The organism is Streptomyces sp. NPDC006923 (assembly GCF_040635655.1).
In the GTDB taxonomy this organism is placed as follows: domain Bacteria; phylum Actinomycetota; class Actinomycetes; order Streptomycetales; family Streptomycetaceae; genus Streptomyces.
In genome coordinates, this window is record NZ_JBEYIF010000007.1 from 412,971 (window position 1) to 433,902 (window position 20,932).

The 20,932-nt window shown below is 71.9% G+C and carries 12 protein-coding genes and 1 pseudogene; 9 read left to right on the forward strand and 4 right to left on the reverse strand.

The features are described from left to right. Positions 1–485 precede the first annotated feature (485 nt). The 5 genes from ABZ707_RS17530 to ABZ707_RS17550 all read left to right on the forward strand — a co-directional run bounded on the left by ABZ707_RS17530 (position 486) and on the right by ABZ707_RS17550 (position 10,045). Positions 486–3,881, forward strand: a complete 3,396-nt coding sequence (locus ABZ707_RS17530) for an FtsK/SpoIIIE domain-containing protein (protein WP_360174961.1) — start codon at positions 486–488, stop codon at positions 3,879–3,881. Between the two features lie 193 nt (positions 3,882–4,074). Then, a complete protein-coding gene (locus ABZ707_RS17535) occupies positions 4,075–5,481 on the forward strand; it encodes an ABC transporter substrate-binding protein (RefSeq protein ID WP_360174863.1) in 1,407 nt (468 codons plus the stop codon). A 4-nt stretch (positions 5,482–5,485) separates the two neighbouring features. Further along, a complete protein-coding gene (locus ABZ707_RS17540; RefSeq protein WP_360174866.1) occupies positions 5,486–6,832 on the forward strand; it encodes a sugar ABC transporter permease in 1,347 nt (448 codons plus the stop codon). After that, positions 6,829–7,710: a carbohydrate ABC transporter permease gene (locus ABZ707_RS17545; protein ID WP_360174869.1), complete on the forward strand. Its 882-nt coding sequence runs from the start codon at positions 6,829–6,831 to the stop codon at positions 7,708–7,710. The genes ABZ707_RS17540 and ABZ707_RS17545 overlap by 4 nt, the downstream gene beginning before the upstream one ends. A gap of 145 nt (positions 7,711–7,855) precedes the next feature. Next, positions 7,856–10,045 carry a bifunctional glycosyltransferase family 2 protein/CDP-glycerol:glycerophosphate glycerophosphotransferase gene (locus ABZ707_RS17550; RefSeq protein ID WP_360174872.1) on the forward strand — a complete coding sequence of 730 codons (2,190 nt, stop codon included), beginning with the start codon at positions 7,856–7,858 and terminating at the stop codon, positions 10,043–10,045. Positions 10,046–10,088: 43 nt separating this feature from the next. Here ABZ707_RS17550 and ABZ707_RS17555 read toward each other — a convergent pair whose 3' ends face one another. Further along, positions 10,089–10,694 carry a TetR/AcrR family transcriptional regulator gene (locus ABZ707_RS17555; protein WP_360174875.1) on the reverse strand — a complete coding sequence of 202 codons (606 nt, stop codon included), beginning with the start codon at positions 10,692–10,694 and terminating at the stop codon, positions 10,089–10,091. Positions 10,695–10,922: 228 nt separating this feature from the next. Here ABZ707_RS17555 and ABZ707_RS17560 point away from each other — a divergent pair, with 228 nt between their 5' ends. Next, the gene (locus tag ABZ707_RS17560) at positions 10,923–11,783 is read left to right on the forward strand and encodes an ABC transporter permease (protein ID WP_360174964.1); all 861 of its coding nucleotides are present in this window, start codon (positions 10,923–10,925) and stop codon (positions 11,781–11,783) included. Then, a complete protein-coding gene (locus tag ABZ707_RS17565; RefSeq protein ID WP_360174878.1) occupies positions 11,776–12,546 on the forward strand; it encodes an ABC transporter ATP-binding protein in 771 nt (256 codons plus the stop codon). Before ABZ707_RS17560 ends, ABZ707_RS17565 begins: the two co-directional genes overlap by 8 nt. A gap of 96 nt (positions 12,547–12,642) precedes the next feature. Here ABZ707_RS17565 and ABZ707_RS17570 read toward each other — a convergent pair whose 3' ends face one another. Further along, positions 12,643–17,649, reverse strand: coding sequence for an NAD-glutamate dehydrogenase (locus ABZ707_RS17570; protein ID WP_360174881.1), 5,007 nt, complete (start codon positions 17,647–17,649; stop codon positions 12,643–12,645). A gap of 442 nt (positions 17,650–18,091) precedes the next feature. Between ABZ707_RS17570 and ABZ707_RS17575 the strand changes: the two genes are divergently transcribed. Then, positions 18,092–18,658: a DJ-1/PfpI family protein gene (locus tag ABZ707_RS17575; protein ID WP_360174884.1), complete on the forward strand. Its 567-nt coding sequence runs from the start codon at positions 18,092–18,094 to the stop codon at positions 18,656–18,658. 32 nt (positions 18,659–18,690) lie between these two features. Here ABZ707_RS17575 and ABZ707_RS17580 read toward each other — a convergent pair whose 3' ends face one another. Then, positions 18,691–19,362 (reverse strand): HAD hydrolase-like protein, encoded by a 672-nt coding sequence (locus tag ABZ707_RS17580; RefSeq protein ID WP_360174887.1) that lies wholly within the window; start codon positions 19,360–19,362, stop codon positions 18,691–18,693. Between the two features lie 92 nt (positions 19,363–19,454). After that, positions 19,455–19,967 (reverse strand): hypothetical protein, encoded by a 513-nt coding sequence (locus ABZ707_RS17585; RefSeq protein ID WP_360174890.1) that lies wholly within the window; start codon positions 19,965–19,967, stop codon positions 19,455–19,457. Positions 19,968–20,415: 448 nt separating this feature from the next. Between ABZ707_RS17585 and ABZ707_RS17590 the strand changes: the two are divergent. Beyond that, positions 20,416–20,814, forward strand: a pseudogene (locus ABZ707_RS17590) (Rv3235 family protein); the annotation flags it as partial. Between the last annotated feature and the right edge of the window lie 118 nt (positions 20,815–20,932).

Below are 20,932 nucleotides of genomic sequence, written 5' to 3' on the forward strand. Positions count from 1 at the left end.
GCGCTCCCTGCTGGTCGTCGTCTCCTGAAGGTCCCGGGCCCGCCGGGTGATGTCCCGGCCCGCCGGGTTTCCGACCAACTGTAGACCGGCCGCGGACCGGCCGAACGGATCGCCGGGCGGTCGTCCTCCCCCCGCACCGCGGCGCGGTTCCGGGAAAAGTGATTCGGAAGAAGGACGTCCGCATGCCGCCCGCGGTTGTCCGACGGCGGCTCCGGCGACCGCGCCGACGGCCCCAAGTCACCTGGAAGTAGTACCCAATCGGGCATTTTTGGGCCCACAGCCGACCATTCAAGATCACTTCTCCCTGGCCCCCGGGCGTGTTGTCCGTGGCAGGTGCGAGGATGCCCCCAGCACGCGAGGTGTGGAGTGGGGAACCGCACCGCCCGTGCCGACCTGTACCGGACGACGCGTCCGTGTGTGGTGGGGGGAGTCACAGGGCAGTTCCCCTGCCGGGCACCCCGCGCATGAAGGGACCGCTGACGGCGATGCAGATCCGGCTGACCGTCCTCGCGCCGCGCAGCGGCCATGCCGCCGGGCGCGTGTGCGACGTGCTCGTCACCGCTCCGCCCGGGACGGCGCTGGCCGCCGTCGCGTCGGGCCTCGCCACCGCCGTGTCCGGCACCGACTCCTCGGGCTCGGTCGTCCTGTACGCCGGCCGGGAGCGGCTCGACGCGCAGCGCTGCCACCTGGGCGAGCCGCCGCTGATCGACGGAGCGGTGCTCTCCCTCCAGGTCCCGGGCGAGGACGACGCTCCGGCCGAGGACGCCCCGGCGCGGCTCCAGGTCGTCGCGGGTCCCGACGCGGGCGGTGTCCATCTGCTGCACGGCGGACAGATCAGGATCGGCCGCTCGGCCGACGCGGATGTGCCCCTGGACGACCCGGACGTCTCGCGCCTCCACTGCGCGGTGACGATGGCCGAGGACGGCCGGATCTCGGTCGTGGACCTCGGCTCGACGAACGGCACGGTGCTGGAGGGCGTCCCGGTGGGCGACCGGCCGGTCCCGCTGCTCCCCGGCGCGCTGCTGCGGCTCGGCGAGTCCGCGCTCCGGCTCACCGTGGGCGACCCGGCCCCGGCGCTGCCGACGGCCCCGGACGGCGAGGGCCATCTGCGGATCGGCCGGCCCGGCGCGGCGCCGCTCCCGTATCCGGCCGAGACCGGCGCCCAGCACCGGGAGGCGGCGGATCCCGGGACGGGCGCGGGCGGCCGGGGACACGGCCCCGCGGGACCGCGGTTCGCGCGCGAGCCCGCTCCGACGCACGGCGGTTCGGCCTCCGGCGCCCGCACCGCCGGGGACGCGGAGAGCCGGACGGCCTCCGCCTACGGCCCCCGGACGCCGGGGCTCCAGTACGGCAGCAGCACCCCGGGCAGTCCGCCGCGGGTGCCGGATCCGCGCGCCGCCGACACGCACTACGGCTTCCGCGCGTCCGCGCCGGGTTCCCCGGACCCGGGCGACGGGTCGCACAGCAGGGCCACCGCGCCCGGCCCGGCGGACGGGGCCCAGCCGCACACGGCCGGACCGGGCGACGACGGCGCCCGGCACCATGGCGGGCCCGCCGGCCCGTACCGGCAGGAGACGGCCGCCCGCGAGGGCGAGCCGCTGGACGCGGCGGCCCGGCGCCGCGGCATAGGAGCCTGGGCGCGGCGCCTCGCCGGAGGCCGTGGCGAGGACCTCCCGGAGGCCGCCGCCGGCGCCCGGGGACTCGTCGGGACGGGGCGCGCCTCCCACCCGGAGACCTGGCCCGATCCGGCCGAGGTGCTGCTGACCGCGCTCGGTCCCGGCCCCCGGCTGTGGGAGCGCGACACTCACCACGCGGAGACGCTCGTCGTCCGGCTGGGCACGGCGGACCGGCCCGCCTCCGACGAGGCGGGACCGCTGCCGTGCGCGCCGGTCACCGTCGCGCTGCGGGAGGCGGGTTCGCTGGGGCTGGCCGGTCCCAGGGAGCGGCTGACCGGCCTGGCGCGGTCGGTCGTCGCCCAGCTCGCCGCGCTGCACTCGCCCGCCGATCTGGAGATCGTGCTGATCAGCTCGGACCGGAAGAGAAGCCTGGAGCAGCGCAGGCAGGACTGGGGCTGGCTCGGCTGGCTGCCCCAGGTGCGGCCGGCCCATGGCCAGGACTGCCGGCTGCTGCTGGCCTACGACCGGGAGCAGGCCGCCGCCAGGACCGCCGAGCTGACCCGCCGGCTGGACGACGGGCCGCTGGGCCCCGGCTGGGCCTCGGCCGGGGCCGGGCTGATCGCGGAGGCCGCCGCGCACCACCCGGGGCCGTACACCGTGGTGATCGTCGACGGCGACCCCGGTACGGCCGCGCTGCGTGAGACGACCGCGCGGCTGGCCGCCGCCGGCGGCGCCGCCGGTATCCATCTGCTCTGTCTCGCCGAGACCCCGGCCGCCTCCGCGCTGTCCCCGGTCGCGGCGACGTACGAGGCGGCGTGCGCGGCGTCGCTGCCGTTCCGCGAGTGCGGCGCGGTCGCGCTGCTGAGCGGCGATGTCGCCACCGCGCTGCGGCTGCTGCGGACGGCGGTGGGACAGCCGTCCGGGCATGGCACGGTCGCCGTCGTGGACGCGGTCTCGGCCGCCTGGGCGGAGCGTTTCGGGCGGGCGCTGGCGCCGCTGCGCACGGCGGCCGGGAGCAGTCCGGGGCGGCCGGTGACCGCGTTGCCGCAATCGTCCAGGCTGCTGGACGAGTTGGGGCTGGCCCGCGCCACTCCGGCGTCCCTGATGGCCCGTTGGGCGTCCGCGGCCGAGCGCACCGGACACTGCACGGCGGTCCTCGGCGCCGGGCCGCGTGGCCCGATGAGCGTCGATCTGACGGAAGAGGGGCCGCATCTGCTGATCGAGGGCCCCGCGGGCAGCGGCCGTACGGAGCTGCTCCGGTCCGTCGCGGCCTCGCTGGCCGCCGCGGTCCCGCCCGACACGCTGGGACTGCTGCTGGTGGACGGCGCAGGCGGCGAGCGCGGGGAGGGGCTGTCCGCGTGTACGGAGCTGCCGCATGTCACCGAGCATTTGATCGCCTCGGACCCGGTCAGGATGCGGGAGTTCGCGCAGGCGCTGGGCGCGGAGCTGAAGCGGCGGGCGGAGTTCCTGGGGCGGCTGGACTTCACCGAGTGGCACAGCCGGCAGGAGGTGTCGGAGCGGATGATCGGCCAGCGCACGGCGAGCGCCGCGGAGCAACGGGCGGGCCGGCGCGGCGAGTCGCGCGCCGAACAGCTCCGCAACGACCAGTCGCGCGGCGAGGGGCTCGGCGGCGACCAGCCGGGCGGCCGGCGGGCCGGGCAGTTCGGCGAGGCGGAGACGCCCGCCGGCGGGGCGCTCCGGCTGCGTACCACCGCGGCCCGTACCGGGGCCGCGGCGCTGCCCCGTCTCGTTGTGCTCGTGGACGACTTCGACGCCCTGGTGGCGCCCGCACTCGGCAGCCCGGGGCGGCCCGCGGCAGGTTCCGTCGTACGGGCGCTGGAGGCGGTGGCCCGGGAGGGCGAGCGCCTGGGTGTGCATCTCGTGGCGACCTCGGCCCGTCCCGACCGCACGGTCGACACGGAGCTGGCGCAGGCCGCGCGGCTGCGGGTGGTGCTGGACGCGCCGCCCCTCGCTCCGGCCCCGGACGATCCGGCCCCCGGCCGGGGGCGGCTGGGCCATCCGGACGGCCGGGTCACGCCGTTCCAGGGCGGCCGGGTGACGGGCCGTATCCCCCGTACGGCGACCCTGCGGCCCACGGTGGTGCCGCTGGAGTGGGAGCGGATGGGCGATCCGCCCGCCCGCCGTCCGGTCCGGGAGCTCGGCAACGGCCCGACGGACCTGGCGCTGCTCGCCAGCGCGCTGGAGCGGGCCGCGCGTTCGGTCGACGCCGTACCGGTCGCACCGCTGACTCCGGCTCACCCCTGAAGGTCCCGCACGTCCGTCGCGCCACGTCACGAGCCCATCACGATCCGCGAGTTGACACCTGGCGCGGTATTGCGGCCTTTGGTCACGCGGCGTAGGACTGTGCGCACGGGACGACAGCGACGCCGCCACGTCACGGCGGCGACGCCGTTCCGCATGCGTAGATCCGTACGCACACGGGAGAGACGGGGCAGTGATGCGCACAACTCGCACAACTCGCACCAACCATGGGGCTCTTGACATCCGCCGGACGGTGCTGGGCACGCGCCGGGCGGCCGTGGCGATCGTCGCCGCGGGTGCCGTGGCACTCACCGGCTGCGGCGGTGACACGGACGACGGCAAGGGCTCGGACGCCCCGGCGAGCGAGGAGCCCGCGGCCAGTGTCCAACTGCCCGGGCTGAACGGCGAGAAGATCGAGGTCGCGGCCGTCTGGACCGGTCCCGAGCAGGAGAACTTCACCAAGGTCCTCACGGAGTTCGAGAAGCGCACCGGAGCGACGGTCACCTTCGTCCCCGCGCAGGACCCGATCGTCAACTTCCTCGGGACGAAGATCGCCGGTGGCAGCCCGCCCGATGTGGCGATGCTGCCGCAGGTCGGCGCGATCCAGCAGGCCGTGGCGAAGAAGTGGGCCAAGCCCGCCGGAGCCGAGGCCAAGGCCCAGCTCGCGAAGAACTACAGCAAGGGCTGGCAGGACCTCGGAGCGGTGGACGGCACGCAGTACGGCGTGTATTTCAAGGCCGCCAACAAGTCGCTGGTCTGGTACAACAACGCCGCTTTCGAGAACGCCGGCGCCACCGTCCCGAAGACCTGGAAGGAATTCCTGACGACGGCCGAGACGATCTCCGCCTCGGGCGTCCCCCCGGTCTCGGTCGGCGGCGCGGACGGCTGGACCCTCACCGACTGGTTCGAGAACATCTACCTCTCCCAGGCGGGCCCCGAGAAGTACGACCAGCTCGCCCAGCACAAGATCAAGTGGACCGACGGCTCGGTGCGGGACGCGCTGACCACCCTCGGCCAGCTCTTCGGCAAGCCGTCGCTGATCTCCGGCGGCGCGGACGGCGCGCTCCAGACGGAGTTCCCGGCGTCCGTCACCCAGACCTTCACCGGTGGTGACCAGCCCGCGGGCGCGATGGTCTTCGAAGGCGACTTCGTCGGCGTCAATATCGCGCAGACCGACGCCGAGATCGGTACGGACGCCAAGGTCTTCCCGTTCCCCGCGGTCGGCAGCGACTCGCCGGTGGTGACGGGCGGTGACGCCGCCGTGGCGCTGAAGGACACCCCGGGCGCGCAGGCGCTGCTGACCTTCCTGGCGTCCGCCGACGCGGCGAAGATCTGGGCGGAGGCGGGCGGCTTCGTCTCGCCGAACAAGTCCCTCGACCTCGCCGCCTATCCGAACGACGTCCAGCGGGACATCGCCGAGGCGCTGATCGCCGCGGGCGACGACTTCCGCTTCGACATGTCGGACCAGATGCCGCAGTCGTTCGGCGGCACGCCCGGCCAGGGCGAGTGGAAGGCGCTCCAGGACTTCCTGAAGAACCCGAAGGACGTCGCGGGGGCCCAGCAGAAGCTGGAGTCGGCCGCGGCCAAGGCGTACCAGAGCTGACGCGATGACGTCGGCGGCCACGGGAGGCACCGCGCCGGTGCCTCCCGTCAGGGACAAGCGCAAGAGCGTGACAGGCACACGTAAACTCGTCGCGGCCGGCTTTCTGCTGCCCGCGCTGGTGCTGCTGGGCGCGCTCGTGGTCTACCCGATCGGGTTCTCGGTCTACCGGTCCTTCTTCGACAGGTCCGGCGACGGCTTCGCCGGGTTCGACAACTACGTGGAGATATTCACCGACGACACCATCCTCACCGCGGTCGAGAACAACGCGATCTGGGTGGTGGTGGCGCCCACCGTCGCCACGGCGCTCGGCCTGATCTTCGCGGTGCTCACCGAACGGGTGCGCTGGGGCACGGCGTTCAAGCTGATCGTCTTTATGCCGATGGCGATCTCGATGCTCGCCTCGGGCATCATCTTCCGGCTGGTGTACGAACAGGATCCGGAGCGCGGTGTCGCCAACGCGGTCTGGGTGGGTGTGCACGACACGTTCAACGAGTCGGCCGGCTTCCCCAACGCGCACCCGCTGCCGGTGCATCCGCTCAGGGCCGCGGGCGGCGGCGCCTTCGTCACCAAGGAGCCGGTGCGCGCGGGCACGGAGGTCCAGTTGCCGCTGGTGGGTGTCGCGCCCGCCAAGATGCCCTCGGACGCGCGGCCGGCCAGGGCCCCGCAGACCGAGGACGGCCGGGTCACCGGCACGGCCTGGCTGGACTTCACCCGGGGCGGCGGCGGCCGGCCCAATGTCATCGACGCCAGGGAGCTCGGCCTCAAGGGCCTCACGGTGGAGGCGGTCAGGGGCGGCAAGGTCGTCGCCACCGCGACGGCGGGCGCCGACGGTACGTTCAGCCTGCCGGGGGCGGCCGACGGCGCCCAGCTCAGGCTGGGCGCGGCCAACTTCAGAGAGCCGTACAACGGTGTCGACTGGCTCGGCCCCTCGCTGGTCACGTCGGCCATCATCGGCAGCTATCTGTGGATGTGGGCCGGGTTCGCGATGGTGCTGATCGCGGCCGGTCTGGCGAGTGTGCCGCGGGAGCTGATGGAGGCCGCCCGGGTGGACGGCGCCAACGAGTGGCAGGTGTTCCGCCGGATCACGGTGCCACTGCTGGCCCCCGTCCTCGCGGTCGTGATGGTCACGCTGATGATCAATGTGCTGAAGATCTTCGACCTGGTCTTCATCATCGCGCCCGGTTCCTCGCAGGACGACGCGAATGTGCTGGCGCTCCAGCTCTACCGCTCGTCGTTCGGCACCGACGCGGACCTCGGTGTCGGCAGCGCCATCGCCGTCCTGCTGCTTCTGCTGGTGATCCCGGTGATGCTCTTCAACGTCCGCCGCATGCGAAGGGAGACCCGCCGATGACCACGAACGACGGTGCGGTCAGGGCGAAACAGTCCCTCGCGGGCCGGATCGCGGCCGGCGCGGGCGGCGGCGCGGCGCGGGGCTTCCTGATCCTGGTCGGCCTGTTCTGGCTGATGCCGACGATCGGGCTGCTGCTCTCCTCGCTGCGCTCCTCCCAGGACATCAACGCGAGCGGCTGGTGGCAGGTCTTCACCGCGCCCGCCCAGCTCACCACCGAGAACTACGCCCACCTCCTCGACAACGACACCATCACCACCTCGCTGCTCTCCACCGTGCTGATCACCGTCCCCGCGACGGTCCTGGTCGTGGTGATCGGCTCGCTGGCCGGATATGCCTTCGCCTGGATGGACTTCCCCGGCCGCGACTGGTGGTTCCTGGTGGTCGTGGGGCTGCTGGTGGTCCCGGTGCAGGTCGCGCTGGTCCCCGTGTCGAAGCTGTTCGGCGCCGTCGGCATCTTCGAGACGACCTTCGGCGTGGTCATCTTCCATGTCGCGTTCGGTCTGCCGTTCGCGATCTTCCTGTTGCGGAACTTCTTCGCGGAGATCCCGAGGGAGCTGCTGGAGGCGGCCAGGCTCGACGGGGCCGGCGAGATCCGGCTGTTCACGCGGGTCGTGATGCCGCTCGGCGGTCCCGCGATCGCCTCGCTCGGCATCTTCCAGTTCCTCTGGGTCTGGAACGACATGCTGGTCGCGCTGATCTTCGCGGACTCCGAGAGCCCGCCGATCACCGTGGCGCTCCAGCAGCAGGTACGGCAGTTCGGCAACAACATCGATGTGCTGGCGCCGGGCGCGTTCGTGTCGATGGTGATCCCGCTGGCGGTGTTCTTCGCCTTCCAGCGCCAGTTCGTCACGGGTGTGATGGCGGGCGCGGTCAAGTAGTCCGGCGGCGGGGGGACCGGTCGCGGCGCGGCCGGTCCCCCCGTCCCGCGCGGGCCGGCCCGGCGCGGCCCCCGCAAAAGCGCCGCGGATCCCCCGTACGCCACGTCCGGCGTAACCAGGTCACTCCACCGGCCGTTCCCGGGGCATGCCCCGGTTCAGCGTCATCGTCACCGCGTACAACGTCCAGGCGTATCTGACGGACTGCCTGCGGTCGGTACTGACCCAGACCTACGACGATCTCGAACTCATCGTGGTGGACGACTGTTCGCCCGACGGCTGCGGCGCCGTCGCCGACGAATTCGCCGGCCACGAGCAGCGGGTCACCGCCGTCCATCTCGGCGAGAACTCCGGGCTCGGCCCGGCCCGCAACGCCGGACTCGCCCGTGCCACCGGCGACTATGTGGTCTTCCTCGACGGCGACGGCACCTTTGTGCCGGGCGCGCTCCAGGCCCTCGCGGACCGGCTCAAGGAGACGGGCGGCCCGGATGTGCTGGTCTACGACTTCGACCGTACGTACTGGTCGGGTGAGACCGTGCGGAACACCTTCGCCGCACCTCTCTCCGAGGAGGGACCCGCCTCCTTCCGGCTCACCGACCGGCCGAACCTGCTGACGTACCTGATCACGGCCTCGAACAAGGCGTACCGCCGGGAGTTCGTCGAGCGTCAGGGCCTCACCTTCCCGTCCGGGCAGCACACGGACACCGCCTGGACCTATCCGGTGCTGATGACCGCCGAGTCCATCACCACCCTGGACCGGGTCTGTACGCACCACCAGCAGCGGCGGCCCGGTCTCTCGCCCACCGACCGCGGGCACATGGATCTCTTCGACCAGTACGACCGGGTCTTCGCCTTCGTCGACGAGCGGCCCGCGCTGGACCGCTGGCGCCCGGTGCTGCACCGGCGCATGCTCGACCACCTCGCGGCCCTTGTCGCTACGGACGGCCCGGTGTCGCGCTCCAGCCGCGCCGAGTTCTTCCGCCGGGCCCGCGCGCACCACCGCCGCTACCGCGCGCCGGGCGCCGCCGGCCGGCCCGGGAGCCCGCGCAGGCACCGGCTGCTGCGGCTCGGCGCGCACCGTACGCACCACGTCCTGCGGACGTCCCGGCTGCTGCGCCGGCGCTCCGGCCGGGTCGCCGCCGCGCTGCTGCGGGCCGTGCGCTCCGGGGTGCTCCGGGTCCACTACGCCGTCCAGCGGCGCCTTCCGGTCCGCGCCGACCACGCGGTCTTCGCGGTCTTCGGGCACCGCGGCTACAGCGGCGACCCGGCCGCCATCGAGCGGAAGGCGCGCGAGCTCGCTCCGCGGCTGCGCACCGCCTGGGTCAGCCACGCCGCCCATCAGCACAGCGTCCCGATCGGCACCCGGCGGCTGCGTCCGGGCACCTTCGCCTACTGGACGGCGATCGCCCGCGCCAAGTACCTCGTCAGCAACGCCGACTTCGACCGGCGGCTGGTCAAGCGGCGCAAGCAGATCCTGCTCCAGACGCACTACGGGACGCCGCTCCGGTCGCCGGACGCCGAACTGCCCGACCGCGCCTCGGCGGCGGGCGGTACGGACGCCGGCCTGCTGCTCGCCGACGCCGACCGGTGGGACTACTCCCTGTCGGCCAACCGCCACTCCACCCTCGTCCAGGAGAAGGCGTACCCCTCGGCCGGTACGACCCTGGAGTACGGCCATCCGCGCAATGACATCTACCAGCGGGCCACGGCCGGCGACGTGGCGCGGCTGCGGCGCTCGCTGGGCATCCCGGAGGGCTTCACCGCCGTCCTGTACGCCCCGGCGAACCGTGACTACCGCCACTCGCCGCACCAGCCACTCGACCTGGAGCGGGTGGTCCAGTCACTGGGCCCCCGCTTCGTCCTGCTGAGCCGGGCCCGCCACGCCCACGGGACGCACGCGCCGTACCCGCCCCATCCGCGCGTCCTCGACGTGTCCGGCCATCCCTCCACCGAGACGCTCTGTCTGGCCTCGGACGGCCTGATCACGGACTTCTCGTCGCTGATGTTCGACTACGCCAATCTGGACCGGCCGATCGTCGTCCACTGCGACGATCAGGAGGCGGACGAGGCGGCCCGGGGCGCCTACCTCGATCTGCGGGACTGTCCGCCGGGCCCGGTCACGCACACCCAGGAGGAACTGATCGACACCTTCGCGCTGGGCCACTGGCGCGGTGCGCGCTCCACCCGGCTGCGGGCCGCGTTCCGGGCGCGCTTCTGTCCGTACGACGACGGGCGGGCGGCGGAGCGCGTCGTACGCCATGTGTTCCTCGGCGAGGAGGGCGGTGTGCCGCTGCCGCTCCCGCAGGAGGAACGCAGCCCGGCGCCGCCGGCGCCCTGAGCGCCGCCGGCGCCTGGCCGCCGCGACGGCCGTGGCCGGACGGTCAGCGACCCAACGCGGCGACCGCCGAGGCGGCCAGCTCGTCCAGATAGCCCTGGGGCAGGGAGCCGCGCACGACAACCAGCCGCCAGTAGAGCGGTCCGATGATCAGATCCAGGGCCCGGTCGGGGTCCGTGCCCTCGGGCAGCTCGCCCCGCCCGACCGCCTCGCGGACGATCACCGCCGCGATGCCCCGCTGTCCGTCCAGCAGGGCCGCCTTGATCGCTTCGGAGATCTCCGGATTGCGGGCCGACTCCACCAGCAGATCCGGGATGACCTGCGAGGCCACCGGGTGGCGCAGGGCGTGCGAGGCCACTTCGAGCAGGGCGCGGACATCGCCGTACAGCGAGCCGGTCGCGGGAGCGGGCAGGCCCTGCTCGGCGAAGGCGGAGAGCAGGTCGAGGACGAGCGCCAGCTTGGACTTCCAGCGCCGGTAGACGGCGGTCTTGCCGACCCCGGCCCGGCGCGCGATGCCCTCGATGGACATCCGCGCGAAGCCGACCGCGGCCAGCTCCTCGAAGACGGCGGCGCGAATGGCGTCGGTCACGTCCTCCCGGAGCACTGCGGCTCCCGCGGGAACGCGGCGTGAGGTGCGCGGGTCCGTGGTCATGGGCAGTCAGCATAGCGTCACGGCGGCGTCACAACGAAACGGTTGCGTTGCGACGTGGAAGCGTCCTACTCTCGTCGTTGCGACGATACGGACCCGTTCCATCGTCGGTGCTGTCCCAGCGCACCCTCCGAAGGGGACACCTCCGTGAGCCAGACCATCACCCCGGCCGCTCGGCCGGCGCCGCCCGCACCCTCCCCCGGTACGCCGGGCCCGGACGGGGAGACCGACCTGGGCGCGCTCGCCGCCCGGCACGGGCTGACCGTGAGCGGAGCCCGCCCGGGGCTGCTCGAATACGTCCGCCGGCTCTGGTCACGACGGCACTTCATCACCGCCTTCGCGACCGCCCGGCTGACCGCCCAGTACAGCCAGGCGAAGCTCGGCCAGATCTGGCAGATCATGACCCCGCTGCTCAACGCGACGGTGTACTACTTCATCTTCGGCGTCCTGCTGCGCACCAAGGACGGCGTCCCCGACTTCGTCCCGTTCCTGGTGACGGGCGTCTTCATCTGGACCTTCACCTCCAGCTCGGTCACCGCGGGCACCCGCGCGATCTCCGGCAACATCGGTCTCGTACGCGCCCTGCACTTCCCGCGCGCCGCGCTGCCGATCGCGCTCGCCCTCCAGCAGCTCCAGCAACTGCTCTTCTCCATGGGCGCGCTGGCCGTGATCCTGGTCGCCTTCGGCCAGTACCCCGGCGTGAGCTGGCTGCTGGCGGTACCGGCCCTGGCGCTCCAGGCGCTGTTCAGCACCGGGCTGTCGATGGCCGTGGCGAGGCTGGCCGCCAAGACGCCGGACATCGCGCAGCTCACCCCGTTCATCCTGCGTACCTGGATGTATGTGTCCGGCGTGATGTGGAGCGTCGACAAGGTGGTCTCCGGCGACCGGCTGCCGCATGTCGTGGCAGTGGCCCTGGAGTACAACCCGGCGGCCGTCTACATCGACCTGATGCGTTTCGCGCTCATCGACAGTTTCACCGCCGACCGGCTCCCGCCGCATGTCTGGGCGGTCGCGCTCGGCTGGGCGGTGCTCGTCGGAGCCGGCGGATTCCTGTTCTTCTGGAAGGCCGAGGAGGAGTACGGACGTGGCTGAGCCGACCCCCACCGTCGTCGCCGACGGTGTCCACATCACCTACACGGTCCACGGCACACGCGGCGGCAGAGGCAGCGCCACCTCCGCGCTGAGCAGGATCGTCTCGCGGCGCGCGGCGCCCGGAGTACGCGAGGTGCACGCCGTGCGGGGCGTCAGCTTCGCCGCGTACAAGGGCGAGGCGATCGGGCTCATCGGCTCCAACGGTTCGGGCAAGTCGACGCTGCTCAAGGCCGTCGCGGGGCTGCTGCCTCCCAGCCGGGGCAAGATCTTCACCCGGGGACAGCCCTCGCTCCTCGGGGTCAACGCCGCGCTGATGAGCGATCTGACCGGCGAGCGCAATGTCATCCTCGGCGGACTCGCGATGGGCATGTCGCGCGAGCAGGTCCGCGCCAGGTACGACGACATCGTGGAATTCTCCGGGATCAACGAGAAGGGCGACTTCATCTCGCTGCCGATGCGGACGTACTCCTCGGGCATGGGCGCCCGGCTGAGGTTCTCGATCGCCGCCGCCAAGAGCCATGACGTGCTGCTGATCGACGAGGCGCTCTCCACCGGCGACGCGACGTTCCAGCGCCGCAGCCGGGAACGCATCGCGGAGCTGCGCGAGGAGGCCGGCACGGTCTTCCTCGTCAGCCACAGCAACAAGACCATCACGGAGACCTGCGACCGCGCGCTCTGGCTGGAGTCGGGGACGCTGCGGATGGACGGTCCGGCGGCGGAGGTCGTCGCGGCCTACGACGCGTTCACCCACAAGAAGAAGTAGGGCGCCCGCCGAGCGGCCCGGAACAGCGGCCCGGAACAGATGGTCAGCACGCGAAGGGGCGCCCGGCGGTGAGCCGGGCGCCCCTTCAAACCGCCGTCAGCTGTGCGTACGCAGCAGCGTCCGCATGGTCCGCATCGCGACCGACAGATTCGCCAGGTCGAAGGAGTCCGACCCCTGGATCTCCTCCAGCGTGGAGCGCGACCGGCTGAGAATCGCGCCGTTCTTCTGCTCCCACGCCTCAAAGCGCTCCTCGGGCGTCGAGCTGCCGTTGCCGACGGCCAGGACGTCCGCGGTCAGGCCGGCGTGCGCCGCGTACAGATCCTCGCGGATGGAGGCGCGGGCCATGGACTGCCAGCGGTCGGCCCGCGGCAGCTCCAGGATCCGGTCCATGAGCTGGGTGATCCGCAGCCGGTCGCCGAGGTCGTAGTACACCTCGGCGACGGACAGCGGGTCCTGGCCCGTACGGTCCGCGGTCGCCACGATGTCCAGCGTCGGGAAGGCGGACGAGAAGCCGGCGACACGCAGGGCGAGTTCCTCCGGGACGCCCGCCTCCGTCAGCTCGTCCAGGATCCGCCGGTACCAGGACAGCTCGGAGCCGCGCAGCATGGTGGGAAGCTGCGCCCAGACCCGCTCCACACCGGCCGCGAAGAACTCGATGGTCCCGGCGATCTCCAGCGGCTGCGGCCTGTTGCCCAGCAGCCAGCGGGTACCGCGCTCGACCAGCCGGCGCGAGTGCAGCCGGATCCGGGTCTGGACGGCCGCGTCGACCTTGTTGTCCAGCGCCTCGACGGCGTCCCAGACAGCGCTGAGGCCGAAGATCTCACGGGCCGCGGTCTGCGCCCGCACGATCTCCTCGACCGAGGCACCGGTCTCCTCCCGCAGCCGGTGCAGGAAGGTCGAACCACCGGTGTTCACGGTGTCGTTGACCAGCACCGTCGTAATGATCTCGCGGCGCAGCGCATGCGCCTCGATCTGCTCCGCGAACTGCTCCCGCAGCGCTTCGGGGAAGTACGCGTGCAGCAGCTTGCGCAGATACGGGTCGTCCGGCAGAGCGGTGTGGATCAGCTCGTCCGCCACCGTGATCTTGGTGTAGGCGAGCAGCACCGCGACCTCGGGCTGGGAGAGGCCCTTGCCGGCGCTGAGCAGTTCGCGGATCTGCCGGTCGGTCGGCAGGAACTCCAGCGCCCGGTCGAGATCCCCGTCCCGCACCAGACGGCGCATGAACCGCTGGTGGGCGTGGAGCAGTGAGGGCGACTGCGCCCCGGCGTTGGCGAGCGCGGTGTTCTGCGCGTAGTTGTTGCGCAGCACCAGCGCGCCGACCTCGTCGGTCATCGCGGCGAGCAGCTTGTTGCGCTGCTTGACGGTCATGTCGCCGTTCGAGACCAGGCTGTTGAGCAGGACCTTGATGTTCACCTCGTGGTCGGAGGTGTCCACGCCCGCGCTGTTGTCGATGGCGTCGGTGTTGACCTTGCCGCCCTCGCCGCCGGCGCCGCGCCGGGCGAACTCGATCCGGCCGAGCTGGGTCAGACCCAGGTTTCCGCCCTCGCCGACGACCTTGGCCCGCAGGTCCTCGCCATTGACGCGGATCGCGTCGTTGGCCTTGTCGCCGACGTCCCCGTTCGACTCGGTGGACGCCTTGACGTAGGTGCCGATACCGCCGTTCCACAGCAGGTCCACCGGGGCGGCGAGGATCGCCTTCATCAGTTCGGCGGGCGTCAGCTTGGTGACACCGGGCGCGATCCCGAGGGCCTCGCGGACATGCGTGTTGACCGGGATGGACTTGGCGGTACGAGGATGGATCCCGCCGCCCGCCGACAGCAGCCGCTTGTCGTAGTCGGCCCAGGAGGAGCGCGGCAGTTCGAACAGGCGGCGGCGCTCGGCGTACGAGGTGGCCGCGTCCGGGTGCGGGTCGAGGAAGATGTGCCGGTGGTCGAAGGCCGCGACCAGCCGGATGTGCTCGGAGAGCAGCATGCCGTTGCCGAAGACGTCACCGGACATGTCGCCGACACCGACGACCGTGAAGTCCTCGGCCTGGGTGTCGTGGCCCAGTTCGCGGAAGTGCCGCTTGACGGACTCCCACGCGCCCCGGGCCGTGATGCCCATGCCCTTGTGGTCGTAGCCCGCGCTGCCGCCGGAGGCGAAGGCGTCGCCCAGCCAGAAGTTGTAGGCGACCGCGACCTCGTTGGCGATGTCGGAGAAGCTCGCGGTGCCCTTGTCGGCGGCGACGACCAGATAGGTGTCGTCCTCGTCGTGGCGCACCACGTCGGCGGGCGGGACGACCTCGCCGCCCACCAGGTTGTCCGTGATGTCGAGCAGCGCCGAGATGAAGATCTTGTACGAGGCGATGCCCTCGGCGAGCCAGGCGTCCCGGTCCGCGGCCGGGTCGGGGAGCTGCTTGGCGACGAACCCGCCCTTGGCGCCGACCGGCACGATCACGGTGTTCTTCACCATTTGCGCCTTGACCAGGCCGAGGATCTCCGTACGGAAGTCCTCACGCCGGTCGGACCAGCGCAGCCCGCCGCGTGCGACCTTGCCGAAGCGCAGGTGCACCCCCTCGACGCGGGGCGAGTAGACCCAGATCTCGTAGGCCGGCCGGGGCGCGGGCAGGTCCGGGATGGCCTGCGGGTCGAACTTCATCGACACATAGCTGTGCGGCCTGATGCCGGCCGTCGGGCCGTTGGCCACCCCGGCGCTCTGGAAGAAGTTCGTCCGGAGGGTGGCCTTGATGAGGGTGAGGAAGGACCGGAGGATCCGGTCCTCGTCGAGGCTCGCGACCTGGTCGAGGGCGCCGTCCAGCTCCTCCAGCAGACCGTCCGTCAGCTCGGTGCCGGCGCTCTGGCGCTCCGGTGACATCCGGGCCTCGAAGAGGGAGACCAGCAGCCGGGTCGTATGGACATTTGTACGGAGGGTGGCCTCCATATAGTCCTGGCTGAAGGTCGAACCCGACTGGCGCAGGTACTTGGCGTACGCGCGCAGCACCATCGCCTGCCGCCAGTTCAGACCGGCCCGCAGGACAAGGGAGTTGAAGCCGTCGTTCTCCGCGGCGCCGGTCCAGACGGCGGCGAAGGCGTCCTGGAAGCGCTCTCTGGCGTCGTCGGCGAGGTAGTCGCCGTCCGTGCCGGCGAGCGGCATGCGCAGACCGAAGTCGTAGATCCAGGCGTGCGTGCGGTCGGCGCAGCGCAGTTCGTACGGGCGCTCGTCGACGACCTCGACACCGAGCCGCTGGAGCACGGGGAGCACGGCGGAGAGGGAGACCTGCTCGCCGGAGCGGTAGATCTTGAAGCGCCGCTCACCGGGGCCCGCGCCGACCGGCTCGTACAGGGAGAGCGAGAAATCCTTCCCCGCGGTGCTGAGCGCCTCCAGATGGACCAGGTCCGCGACGGCCGCGCGCGGGCTGTGGTCGGCCTTGTAGCCCTCGGGGAAGGCGTTGCCGTAGTGGCGCAGCAGTCCGGCGGCACGCTCCTCGCCGCACTCGGCGTTCAGCGCCTCACCGAACGCGTCGGCCCAGGAGCGGGCGGCCTCGACGAGCCGGCCCTCGATCCGGTCCACGTCCTCGTCGGTGAGCTCGGCCAGCTCGGTACCGGAGGGGACCCGCACGACGAAGTGGATGCGGGAGAGAATCGATTCTGTGTTCCAGGCGGTGAAGTCGACGCTCAACCCGCCGAGTTCTTCCCTGAGGATGTCGATCAGCCGTAGCCGGACACCGGTGGTGTAGCGGTCGCGCGGCAGATAGACGAGCGCGGAGTAGTAGCGGCCGTACTCGTCCTGGCGGAGGTAGAGCCGCAGCCGCCGGCGCTCCTGGAGGTACAGCACGCTGGTGGCGATCGAGCGGAGCTGGTCGACGGGCGTCTGGAACAGCTCGTCACGCGGATAGGTCTCCAGGATCTGCAGCAGATCCCGGCCGTCGTGGCTGTTGGGCGAGAAACCCGCGCCGTTCAGGACCTCGGCGACCTTGCGGCGGATCACCGGGACCCGGCGTACGGACTCGGTGTAGGCGGCGGAGGAGAAGAGCCCCAGGAAGCGCCGCTCGCCGACGACATTGCCCTTGTCGTCGAACTTCTTCACACCGACGTAGTCGAGATAGCTGGGCCGGTGGACGGTGGAGCGGCTGTTGGCCTTGGTGAGGACGAGCAGCTTGTGCTCACGGGCCTTGGCGCGGGCGTCGGCGGTCAGCCGGCTGAAGGAGGGACTGACCGGATGGTCGTCGTCCTCGCTGTGCTTCGGGTCGGAGCGCAGGACGCCCAGACCGGTGCCGGGCACGGCGCACAGCGAGTCGCTGTCCGTGAGCTGATACTCGCGGTAGCCGAGAAACGTGAAGTGGTCGGCGGCCAGCCAGCGCAGCAGCTCACGCGCCTCTTCGCGCTCCTGGGTGGTCAGGTCGTCGGCGGTCGGCTCGCTGGGCAGTTCCTCGGCGATGCGCAGCGCGCGGTCGCGCATCTTGTCCCAGTCCTCCACCGTCTCGCGGACGTCGGACAGGACACGCCGCAGGTCGGAGGTGATCTGCTGGAGATCCTCGCGGTCGGTCTCGCGGTCGATCTCGACATGGATCCAGGACTCGGTGAGCGCGTCGTGCGGGCGGTCCGGCACGCCGGCGGCCGCTTCGGGGAGCACCTCGATCAGCTTGCCGGTGAGATCCCGCCGCACGACGACCTGCGGATGGATCACCGCGTGGATGCCGCGGCCCTGGCGGGACAGCTCATTGGTGACGGAGTCGACCAGGAACGGCATGTCGTCGGTGACGACCTCGACCACGGAGTGGCTGGACGTCCAGCCGTTCTCCTCCACGGTCGGGGTGTGGACGCGTACGTTGGCCGTCCCCTGGGGACGGGTCGCGGCCAGCCGGTAGTGCGAGAGCGACGCGCCGACGACATCGACCGGATCGCGGTCGGCCAGGTCCTCGGCAGCCGTGTGGAGGTAGTAGCGCTGGAGGTACGCCAGAAGAGTGTCCCGGTCCGGACGCTCCTCGCGTCCGGTCCCGGCCGAGGCCTCGTCCTTGCGGGGACTGGCCCCGAGCCCCCCGGTTCCTCCCGCCGGGCTGTTCTCAGCGACCCGGGCCGCCTGTTCGAGCAGCTCGGCCTTGGCTTCGTCCAGCTTGGTCTGCATGTCCTCTGGCTCCTGTCGCGCGCCGTTGCGTGACGTAGGTGAAGGAAGCGGTACAACGCCACGACGCGAGGTTTCCGGTCGGGATCGACGTTATGCCGCGATGAGAGATGTCCGGGGCGTTATCGGCCAATTTTGACGTTCCGACCGGACAATGAGGATCATCGGGCGCCCGGGCGCTGTGGCGCTCCGGGCGCAGGCCGGGGGCTTCGCTGCCCCCACGGCATATCGCGCTGATCACCGCCCAAGGCTATCGCCCTCCACCGGGGAGCCGTCATGAGCCGTATGTGTACAAAAGCGGGGGGCCAAGTTTGACACTCTGGACAGCGACAGAGAGCCGTTTTCGACACTCATGGCTGAGGCGGTCTCGCCGGGGCACGCCGACCGGGACGACACTGGTCGACAAGTGGACAGATCGATACGTCTTTCTTTCCCGGGAGCAGTCATGGCAGCCAAGGTCCTGATCGTCACCGGCGACGCCGCCGAATCCCTCGAAGTCCTTTACCCCTACCAGCGCCTGCGCGAGGAGGGGTACGAGGTCGACATCGCCGCCCCCACCCGCAAGAAACTCCGGTTCGTGGTCCATGACTTCGAGCCCGGCTTCGACACATACACCGAGAAGCCCGGTTATACGTGCCCCGCCGATCTGGCCTTCTCCGAGGTCGACCCGAACCAGTATGTCGCGGTGGTCATCCCCGGTGGACGCGCTCCCGAGTATCTGCGGGGCGACCCGGAACTCCGCAAAATCATCAAGTCCTTCTTCGACGGGGACAAACCGGTCGCCCAGATCTGTCACGGCCCTTTGCTCACGGCCGCGATCGGCGAGCTCGCCGGACGCCGGGTCACCGCCTATCCGGCCCTGGAGCTCGACATGCAGTCGGCGGGCGCCACCTTCCACGACGCGGAGGTCGTGGTGGACGGCACCCTCGTGTCCTCGCGCGCCTGGCCGGACCACCCGGCCTGGATGCGCGCCTTCCTGACGGTGCTGCGGGCGAAGGCGCCGGTGATCTGAGCGAGCGGGCCGGCGCCGGCCCGCCGCGCCGGTCAGGGCGTCAGGCTCTGCGCCAGCCGGACCGCCTCCGCGAGGGTGTCCACCACCGGGACGCCCACCGTCTCCAGACTGGCCCGGCTGTGCGAGCCACCGGTGTACAGCACGGCGCGCGCCCCGACATGGGCCGCCGCCACCGCGTCGTCCACCGCGTCCCCGATCACCACCGTGTGCTCGGCCGATATCGCGCCGACCGAGGCCAGCGCGGTCAGATGGCGCTCCATGTGCAGCGCCTTGCTGCCGCCGGACGGCCCCGTGCGCCCGTCGACCCGGATGAAGTGGCTCTCGATTCCGTACCCGCGCACGACCGGCACCAGCTCCTCGTGCCCGTACATGCTCAGCAGCGACTGGCTGCGGCCCGCGAGCTGCCACTGCGCCAGCAGCTCCTTCACGCCCTCCGTCAGCCCGCACGCCACACGCCGCTCCGTGTAGTGCCGGTGGAAGGACTCGTCCATGACGGCCCACTCCGTCTCGCTCGGCAGGCGGCCCATCAGCCGCTCGTAGAAGACCGGGACCGGCACGCAGTACAGCTCGCGGTACCGCTCCAGCGTGACCGGCTCAAGGCCGATCTCGGCGAAGGCCGCGTTCGTCGCCCCGATGACGGCCTCGATGTCGTCGAGGATGGTGCCGTTCCAGTCCCAGACCAGATGCATGTTCTGCTTCCCCATGAGAAAACACGGTACCGGCCGGGTCCGACAGCGGCGCTCCCCGGCTGCTCAGCGCGTCCTCAGCGCGTTCTCAGCGCGCCCTCGGCCCGCCCTCAGCCCAGGCCGACGAGGTGCGGGATCTCCTGGACGCCGTACCAGAGCAGTTCGTGGTCCTCGGCGCCGTCCACCGTGAACTGCGCGTCGTCGTCGCCGTGGTCCGCCGCCCCGAGCGCCGCCGCGGCGGCCGAGACGTCCGCGTCGGCGTCGTCCGAATCGACGTGCACCGCCGCCGCCTTCGCCAGCGCGACCGCCGAGGCGATCCGCACCTCGCCCAGCGCGCCCGCGTCCAGCCCCCGGTCCGGGTCCGACACCGCTTCCCGGTCGGGCACGTCGACCGCCACGACCACCCGGCGGCGGGCCGCGCCCGGATCCGCCGCGAGCAGCCGGAGCGAGGCCGCCGCGGCCCGGCTGAGGGCCGCGTACTCCAGTTCCTCGATGTCGTCGGAGACGTACCACTCGCGCAGCCCGGGGGTCACCGCGTACGCGGTCAGCGGGCCCGGCCCCAGCTCGCCCGCCTTGTGCGCCTCGGCGAGACCGGAAAGGGTCAGGGGGACGTAGACGCGCATGTGCCGGCCGCTTTCGTAGGGGGAAGAGGGCCCAAGGATACGTGCGGCAGTCCCTCTTCGGAGTGACCCTCACACGGCCCCCGGGCGTCCACCGAACACCGCGCACCGCCCCGCCACCGGGCCGGACACGGCCCCTGGACCACTCGGATAGGTGATTCGGCGGGCTCTCACCCCGCCGGTGGACCCGCTTGCGGCGCTCCCCCGGAGCCCCGTAGAAGAACCCCAGACAAAAGTTACCGCCCGGTATCCGAACCGGGCGGGCAGAACGGGGGCGATCTGCGTGAACACCACAGAGATGACCACCACGGCCGGAACCTTCACGGCCGGAACCATCACGGCCGGAACACCGTCGTCCGGAATCACGGCGTCCGGCCGCACCACGTCCGACACCGGCGCCGCGGACCGCTCGGCGGCCCGCGTCGTCGCCGGTCCCCGGACGTCAGCGCCACGGCCCCCGGGCCGGCGCGACCAGCGCCGGCCTGGCGCCGCCCGGCCGCCGCGGCGGCCCTACATCCCGCCGCACGAACTCTTCGCGGAGCGCCTGCTCGCCGTCCTCAGCGGCGACCGCCCGGTGCACTGGATGCTCGGCCAGACCATCGGCGAGGCGTACGAGCAGCTCGTCCGGCTCGCACCGGGCACCCCGCTCAGGACGACCCGGGGCGTCCGGCCCGTCGTCCGCACCTGCCGCGCGTTCCAGCCACGTCCCGGGGCCGTCGAGGCATCCGCCAGCATCGCCGCGGGCGACCAGGTACGCGCCATGGCCTTCCGCCTGGAGCAGGGCGCCGATCTGCGCTGGCGCTGCGCCGCGGTCGAGCTGGGCGGCGAACGGACCCCGGCCGGCGACTGACCGGGACACGCTGAACCGGGACACGGAAACGGGCCGGGGCGCACACAACGCGTGTGCGCGCTGCCCTTGAGGATCGCGCCGAAGACTCCGCCGGCGCCGACGACCAGCAGGATGTTGC